The 8373-nt window shown below is 78.6% G+C and carries 5 protein-coding genes; 1 reads left to right on the top strand and 4 read right to left on the bottom strand.

Features of this window, described 5'->3' with window-relative positions; translation table 11 throughout:
- Positions 1-307: 307 nt before the first annotated feature.
- The gene (locus NT8_RS25315; RefSeq protein WP_067974734.1) at positions 308-2560 is read right to left on the bottom strand and encodes a PrsW family intramembrane metalloprotease; all 2253 of its coding nucleotides are present in this window, start codon (positions 2558-2560) and stop codon (positions 308-310) included.
- Between the two features lie 838 nt (positions 2561-3398).
- Positions 3399-4343, bottom strand: coding sequence for an endonuclease/exonuclease/phosphatase family protein (locus NT8_RS25320; RefSeq protein WP_245646327.1), 945 nt, complete (start codon positions 4341-4343; stop codon positions 3399-3401).
- Between the two features lie 664 nt (positions 4344-5007).
- Between NT8_RS25320 and NT8_RS25325 the strand changes: the two genes are divergently transcribed.
- Positions 5008-5490 (top strand): hypothetical protein, encoded by a 483-nt coding sequence (locus tag NT8_RS25325; protein WP_067974736.1) that lies wholly within the window; start codon positions 5008-5010, stop codon positions 5488-5490.
- Positions 5491-6000: 510 nt separating this feature from the next.
- Here the strand turns inward: NT8_RS25325 and NT8_RS25330 are convergent.
- Together NT8_RS25330 and NT8_RS30105 are read right to left on the bottom strand one after the other, a co-directional pair.
- Positions 6001-7302, bottom strand: a complete 1302-nt coding sequence (locus NT8_RS25330; protein ID WP_067974739.1) for a methyltransferase family protein — start codon at positions 7300-7302, stop codon at positions 6001-6003.
- A partial coding sequence (locus tag NT8_RS30105; protein WP_394326601.1) for a hypothetical protein occupies positions 7299-8373 on the bottom strand: 1075 nt, incomplete at its 5' end. The genes NT8_RS30105 and NT8_RS25330, both read right to left, overlap by 4 nt.

Consider the following 8373-nt stretch of genomic DNA (forward strand, 5'->3'; position numbering starts at 1 on the left):
GCGTGGCGGGTCGGCGGCGGCCCCGCCCACCACGGGCGGCACAAACCGGAGGCCCGGTCCACAGACCCCCTTCCCTGGCCGCCGAATCCCCCCGCAACTCACAAGCCGCCCACCGAGGCCACCACGTTCGGGACCCCCACCCCGCACAAATGGCCCCCGTTCCGCGCTGCGATCAGCGCAGCGGCAAGGCGCGGACCGTCGGTGGCCGCACCCGGCACCGCGCTCGCCCCGGACGGTGGGCGCCCGCGTCGGGCCGCGTCGGGGCCGTCCGGCGGCTCGCCGCCGGGGACGCGGGGTACCCGCTCGATCAGGTGCCGGGGTGGCCGCTCCGGGAGACGAGGAGGCGATCCACCGCGCGGGGCAGGACCGCGCCCAGCAGGCCGACGGCCGCGTACGGGACCTGGCCCGGGGCGCACACGCCGAGGATGCGGCCGAGGCCGCGGCCCGGCTCGCGCAGGAACAGCCGGCGCTCCGGGTAGCGGTCGGGCACCGCCCAGTTGCCCGCGAGCAGGCTCACCACCGCCACCAGCGCCACCCATACCCACGGCCGGTCCCCCACCGGCACCTGCGCGTACCAGTCGGCGGCGCGGGCCAGCAGCGCAGCGGCGTACGCGGCGGTGTCGGCCGCCGGGGTGTACAGGGCCGCGCCGGCCGCCGGGGTGTACAGCGCCGTGTCGGCCGCCGGGGCGCCCGCGCCCGGCAGGGCAGCGGGCAGTCGGACGGCCGCCACCGCGAGGGCGCCCGCGCTCACGGCCGCCGCGCCGAGGGTCGCGGCCAGGCCGCGCCCGGTTGCGCTCAGCTCCTCGCGGGCGGGGAACCGCCGCCACGGCCGGTCGCCGGCGCGCGCGGCGCCCATCGCGTAGGCGCGGCGCTCGCGCAGGAACCGCCACGCGGTGCCGAGGGCCGCGAACCCGTGCCGGGCGGCCACCACCATCACCGCGAACTCGTGCAGCATCGCCGCCACCGCCTGGCTCAGCGCCACCGGCAGCCGGGCCCACCACAGGGCGAGCCGGCGGAACACCGGCGCGATGTCACCCGGGACCCGCACCCCGCTGCGGATGGCGCGCCCGTAGGCCCAGCGGCGCAGCCCCGCCAGCGGGGGGTCGCCGGGCAGCGGCGGGGCGCCGTCGGTGCCGGGGCGGGCCAGCCGGTAGTCGAGCAGCACGGCGGCGACGAGCAGGACCAGCAGGAACCAGCGGGTCACCGCGCCTCCACCGGACAGGGTGTACAGCACCCGGGTGGCCTGCGTCGGTTCGATCCCGGCGACGGCGGCGTTGAACACCATGTGCTCCAACCCGGCCACCCACACCGCGACGACCGGCAGCAGCCACAGCCACGCGCCGTAGCGCCGGGCCCCGACGACCGCCAGGCCGAACGCCGCCCCGACGAGGGCCGTCGTCACGCCGTGCCCGGAGAAGTGCACGCCGGCCTCGGGCAGCTCCACGGCCCCCGGGAACAGGGTGAACAGCCCGAACCGGGGGACCGCCAGGGCGCCGCCCGCTGTGGAGGACACTGCGCGCAGCACCTCCTCGGCGAGCTGGAAGCCCGCGCCGGACGCGGCGGCCAGCAGCAGGTAGTCGACCGCGGCGAACCGGCGGAACCGGCGCCGCGCCACCAGGCGGAGCAGCAGCAGCGGGACGAGCTTGCCGACCTCCTCGACGGGCACCGCCAGGTAGGTGTAGGCCGCCCAGCCCTGCGGGTCGAGCCCGGTCGCCCCGGCGAGCGCGCGCTCGGCGAGGGCGATCGGCCACAGCATCAGCGCGCCGAGCAGCAGGACCCGGACGAGGGTCGCGAACCCGACGGTGCGCGACCGCGAGAGCCAGGCGAGCTGCACCAGCAGCCACAGCACCCCCAGGACCACCCCCGGCACCGGGGAGAGGCCGGGCAGGAACAGCGGGGCGGTGAGCAGCAGGGCCAGCATCGCCCACGACCACGCGCCGCGCAGCCCGCGGAAGGCGGCGACGGTGCCCGGCGACCGCTCCCGGGCGGCGCGGACCCGCGCCGCCACCCGCTCGGCCGGGTCGGGCCCGGGGCCGCGCGGACCCCGCGCGTGCCGGGCGCCCTGCTCCAGGCAGCCGTAGCGCTGGGCGGCGCGCAGCAGGTCGGGGTCGCGGTCGTCGCGCGCCTCCTCGCCGAAGCGGGTGCGCGCCTCGGCGGGGTCGGGGCCGACGAGCGGGCGGAGGAAGTCGGGCGGTCCGGCGGCGACGGTGAGCGCGGACGAGGCGATGAGGACGGCGGCCGACAGGTCCTCGACGGTGACGAGCAGGTCGGTGGGCTCGTCGCCCCAGCTGCGGATGACCTCGAAGATGCTCATCGGGTCGGGACCCACCTCGGTCACCGGCTCGTAGGCGAACTCGGCGCGGGTGCGGCAGACCAGCAGGCGGTCGGCGCCGAGGGCGTGCCCGGCGGCCACGACGCGGGCGATGAGGGCGGTGTCGCGGGGGGCGGTGAAGGGGACGACCGTCTTGCGGTCCTGCTCCAGCCAGCCGGGGTCGAACTCGGTGGCGTTGGCGCAGACGCGCAACACGAGGTCGCGGGTGATCATGGCCTGTTCGTCCATAAGCTCCCTTTACGCGGTGCCCGGCCCGGGGGATGGCCGGCCCGGAGGCCGTGCGGCATCGTCGCCGGCGCGGAGGGACCGGCGGATCGCTACGCTATCGCGCGCGCCCGTTTCCGGGCACGCCTCTCGCTCCTTTCGCCCCGCCCCCGGCCCCATGACGCGGGCCCCGGCCCCGAAGCCTCGGCCGACAGCGGACCCCCGCTCCCCGCCCGGCCCGCCCGAGAAGCCCGGCGGCCACACCAACCACCCCACCCCTGCGGGACGACCGGCCCGTCCCACACCCACGGCCGGGGGCGGCCCATCGGCGAACCCGGTCCCGGTGGCGGTCCGAACGCGCAGTGGCCGTCCCGCACCCGACCGCCTCCTGGCATCTCGCCCTGGTGGACGGCTCCACCACCGCGCCCCCATCACGCGGTGTGACCGCTCCATGGTCCGTCGCACGGACGCACCCGATCGTCTCGTCCACCCGGCCCTGCTGCGCCCGGCCGCATTCCGCGTCGTCCAGCCGTCCGCTGAGAGGGGCCCTATCGGCCGTGCGACGCCGAATGCCCGGCCGGGGCGCGCCCACGGGGCACCGGGGCGGTGGCCGTACGGCGGGAGGGCGCCCTACGTCCGGTACTCCCGCGCTCGGCCCGGGGCACGGGATCGACCTGCGGTCCGACCAGCGGCGCCCCGGGCGGGCCGGGCGGGCCGGTGGCCGACTGGGCGGGCCTGGTGGTGGTACGCCGTCCGCGCCCGGCGACGGTGGCGGGCGGGGGCCCCGTCGCCTCGGCGGGCACCCGTCTGGTCACCCCCGCCCTCGGCTACGGCAGGGACAGGCGGTGGCGGGCCGCGCGGGTCAGGCGGCGGGGAGGGTCAGTTCGGCGAGGACGGCGCGGTGGTCGGTGCCGGGCACGTCGTGGACCTCCACCGCGTCCACGGCCGCACGGGCGTCGACCAGGACGTGGTCGAGCGCCGCGAACGGCAGCGGCTCCCCCGGCCAGGTCGGCCGGAGGCCCGCGCCCGCCGCGTCGGCGGCGTCGGTGTACCCGGTGGCGAGGAGCGCCCGCAGCGCGGCGTGGTCGAGCGTGGCGTTGAGGTCGCCCGCGAGGATGCGCAGCGGGCCCCCGGAGTCGGCGGGCGGAAGCCCGTCGATCGCGCGCTCCCAGGCGGACACCGCCGCCCCGCCCAGCGGCGGCATCGGATGGACCGACGCGGCCTCCACCGGCGGCGCGCCGGGAACGGCGATCCGCGCACGCGGCAGCGCGAAGACGGGACCGGACGGCACGACCGGAGCGCCCACCCGCTGCACCGGGTGGCGGGCGTAGAGCGCCCCGCCCGCCACCCCCGGTGCGGCATCGACGACGGCGTGCGGCAGATCCGCGCCGAGCCCGGCGCGTTCCAGCGCATCGACGGCGGCGGGCGTGGCCTCCTGCACGGCGAGCACGTCGGCGTCCGACCGCCGCACCAGGTCGACCACCGCGTCGGAGTCGGCGCCGCCCGCCAGCAGGTTCAGGGTGAGCACCCGCAGTTGCGGCCCTTCCGGTGCCACGGCGGGGGACGGCCCGGGGAGGGCGCGGGGGAGCACGCAGGCCGCGAGGACGGCCGCGGCGGCCAGCGCCGCCGCCGCGGCGCCCCACCGCCGCGCGAGCAGCGCGACGGCCACGGGGACGACCGAGGTCGCCGCCGCGACGGGGGTCAGCGCGAGGGCGGGCACCAGCGGGAAGCCCGCCTCCAGGCCGCCCGCCCGGACGACCGCCCACACCACCCAGGGGGCCGCCAGCACCCACGGCAGGTACGCCACCGCTCCCGGCGCCCGCCGCCCGGCACCGCCTCCCGGAACCTCCCGACCCGAAGCCATCCCCCGGGTATACCGCACCGCCCGCCACCCGGTCCGCCGGGCGGGCATCGACCACCGCCCCGGGCCTGCCCCCACCGCCTCCCGGTCCCCCGGCCGCCACCCCGCTGCGGGACGCGCCGGCTCCGGGCCACACGACCGGGCAGGCCTCGACCACCGCTTCGGGCCTCCCCCGGCCGCCTTGTCCCGGATTCGGCAGGGATGAGCCGCGCGGCCCGCCCGTTCGCGTGAGCGGGGCCGGACCGGTCGCGTGGCCGACTGGGGCGCCGCACCTCCGAGGGGCCGTCGAAGAAGGAGATCATGCGCTGTATGAAGCGTTTCGCCGCCCGCGAGGTCTATCGCGCTCTGACCCGCACACCAGCCCACCACATCACCCGGACCGACCTTGCTCCCGCGGCTTGACATCTATAGGAGCATCCGAAGAGGCCGCACGGGCGACCGGCCGGGCCGCCGGCAGCGGGCGCGGCCTCGGCTCCGGACGCGTCCGACGGCAGCCGCACGACCGGCACCGAGGCCGCAGCCGCCCACTGAGGGCTTCGTCGTGGCGGGGGTCCGCGCCGGGGTCGTCGGCTACGCTGCCGGTCGAGTAGGCGACCTCCGAGGAGCAGGCATGACGCGGATCGGCATCACCGGTCACTCGAACCTCGCGGCCGACAGCGTCCCCCTGGTACGCGCCGCCTTGGTGGAGCTCCTGGCCCCGTACGCCGACGCCGGCCTGGTCGGCGTCTCCTGCCTGGCGCGCGGCGCCGATCAGCTCTTCGCCGAGGTCGTGCTGGACGCCGGCGGCCGGCTGGAGGTCGTCCTCCCTTCGGTCGACTACCGGGAGGCGAAGGTCGGGCCATGGGACCGCGACCGGTTCGACACCCTCCTGATGCGCTCGGCCTGCGTGCGGTACATGCCGCACAGGGTCGCCGACCGCGAGGCCTATAGGGACGCCAACGAGGCGGTTCTGGGCGGGATCGACCGCCTCGTCGCCGTGTGGGACGGCCGGCCGTCGGGTGGGAAGGGGGGAACCGGCGACGCGGTCGAGGCGGCGCGCGACCGGGGCGTCCCGGTCGACGTCGTCTGGCCCGCGGGCGCCCGCCGCGATTGACGGCCCCGCGAGCCGGAGCGGGGACGCTCTTACAGCGGGGGCTGCCCTCCGGCTCCGGCGGAGGGCGGCCCCCGCCTGATGGGACGCCCCCGCCGTCCCCGACCCGATGCCCACCGGGCGTCCCCGTTCCCGCACCCCGTCACGCTGCCGCCGCCCGAGGTGCCATGGTGTTCCTGGACGCCCTGGTCGCGGACCCGGAGCCGCCGGAGACGCCGCTCTCCGGCGGGCAGGCGGCCTTCGGCCCCGACGGAGGACGACTCCCGACCGGTGAGGCGGCCGCGCCGTGCCCGACCCGCCCGGCTCACCCTTCTACACCCCGCCTCGCAGACGTCGCCCGAGGTGCCACGGTGCCCCGGTTACGCCCTCGGACGCGCTGGAGGCGCCGCCCCTCCGGCGGGCAGGCGGCCGATAAGGCGCCCGTCACCGTCCCCGGCCCGATGCCCACCGGGCGTCCCCGTTTCCGCGCCCCGCCTCGCCGCCGTCGCCTCGCAGACGCCGCCCCTCTTGTTCTCACCCCTCCGCGTCGAGGTCCGGGCGGGCCGGGGACCGGTGGGGGTGCGGGGTGCGGGGGCCGCCGCCGAAGGCGTCGATGGGCAGGGTGAGCACGGCCGCCACCCCCGGGAGCTGGACGGTCCAGCCGACCAGGGCCCAGCCCAGGTGCAGGTGCTCCAGCGCGCGGGCCAGCGCGGCGACGCCCGAGGCGCGGACGCCGTCGGCGCCCTCGTAGAGGGCGCGGCGCGGCGGGTCGGGGTGGTCCTCGGCGGCCCGCAGGGTGAGGGCGGTCGGCCCCCGTCGGGCGATCCAGGCGCCCACCCCGCTGCACACCGAGCACCCCCCGGCGACGTAGAAGACACCGGGCGGACGCCCCGGCCACGGCCGCCAACGGGGCAGCCACGCCCGGACACCCGCCTGGTAGCGCCGCCAGTCGGTGCCGAACGCGGCGACCAGGTCGGCGTCCTCGTGCCAGGCGGCGAACCCCGCCCCGAAGGCGGCGGCGACGCCCGCCGCGACGAGCAGCAGCGGGTGCCCGGTCAGCACGGCGCAGCCGAGGTAGCCGAGGAGCGCGGCGGTCTGCATGGGGTTGCGCACGTAGGCGTAGGGGCCGCCGGTGACCAGCCGGACCGGCGGGTCGAGCGGCAGTGGGGTGCCGCGCCCGGCGGCGGCCAGCTCGCGCGCCGCGGCCGCCCCGGGGAGCAGCAGCACGGCCAGCACCTGGACGCCGACGGCGGTCGCCTGCGGCGGCCAGGCCGACCGGACGTCGAGCAGGTACAGCGGGAGCCCGAACCCGAGCGCGGCGGCCAGCACCGCCTGCGCCGCCACCCGCACCCCCAGCCGTTCGCCCCGGCGCGTCCAGCGCGCCAGCAGCACAGCGGGGACGAGGGCGGTGGCGATCGCGGCGAGGTCGCCGGCCATCCAGTGCGGGCCGAGCCGGACGACCGGCGCCGCCAGCGGCATGAGGATGAGGTCCAGCCAGACCAGCACCCCCACCACCAGCGGGGCGGCGAGGTCGCGCAGCAGCAGCGCGGGCAGCGCCCCCCACAGCAGCGCCCACCCGATCCACAGGTCCACGGGCAGCCCGCGCATCACCGCGCCCTCGGCGTGGAACGTCCACCAGCCCGCGTGCACGGCCACCGCGTTGACCGGGACGAGGGCGACCGCGCTCCACGCCGTCGCCACGACGGCGGCGGCCGCGTCGGTCCGGGTGGGCCGGCCGATCGCCGCCAGGGCCGCGATGGCGAGGACGGGGGCGAGGAAGGCGACGCCGCGGATGAGCGCCGGGTCGGCGGCGGCAGCGGGGAGCGGCCCGGTCATGGGGTGCCGTCCGCACCGGACGACCCGGACGACCCGGACGTCCCGGTCTCCCCGCCCGCCCCGGTCGCCGCGGCGGCCGTGGTGTCGGCGAGGTACCCGGCCGCCTCGCCGACCGCGTACCGCTGGATCGGTCCCCAGTACCAGGACGGGTCGAAGGTGCGCCGGTAGTCGAGCGTCCACGTGACGCGCGTCCCCGCCCCGGCCGGCTCCCAGGCGACCTCGGCGGTGCGCAGGTCCAGCCAGCGGGCGAGCGTGGTGTCCTCGGTGACCGCGAACAGCACGCGCCCGCTGTCGGCGCCGACCCGGCTCTCGACCACCTCGACGGCCATCCCGCGCGGGGTGGGCCGGGAGCCGAACCCGAGGGAGCGGCGGTCGGGGAACGCGATGGTGCGCCCGTCCCCGGGTTCGAGGCCGGTGCCGGTGGCGGAGAGGGGGCGCGGAAACGGGATCGTGCGCAGCAGCACCGACTCCGGGTCGGCGTAGTGGAACGGCGCGGCGAGCGCCCGCGCCACGGCCGCCGGGGGCGCCGCCACGACGGTCTCGGCCCGCCCCTCCCCCGCGCGCGGCAGGTAGGTGAGGCCACCGACCCCTTCGGCGCACAGCGCCAGCAGCAGCGGGGCGAGGACCAGGGCGTTGCGCCGGGAGTGCGAGCGCCGGTCGATGTCGGCCACCGCCCCGACGGCGGCCGCGACCCCGTAGAACAGCGGCGCGGCCAGCAGCAGGCAGACGATGCCCTCGTCCAGCAGCGGGCCGGCGAGGAGCAGGCCGACCGTCGTCACCGCCATCGCGGTGCCCACGGCGCTGCGCGGCCGCGCGGTGGCGACGACGAGGAGGGCGAGGGCCGCCGGAAGTCCGACGTAGAACAGCGCGGTCTGCTCCAGGTGCCCCGCGTGCAGGACCCGGTAGCCGAGCACGGCGCCGAACAGGGCGAGCAGGGCCCCGGCCAGGAGGAGGCGGGCGCGCGCGGCGGGGCGCGGGTCGGCCTGGTCGTCGTAGTGGTGGCCCGACGCGGGCCCGGGGGCGTCGGGCGGGCCGGTCGGGGCCCCGTTCGGGGGATGGTCGTCCACGGGT

Origin of the sequence: Nocardiopsis trehalosi NBRC 14201, assembly GCF_001552555.1 — a bacterium.
Classification (GTDB): Bacteria; Actinomycetota; Actinomycetes; order Streptosporangiales; family Streptosporangiaceae; genus Nocardiopsis_B; species Nocardiopsis_B trehalosi.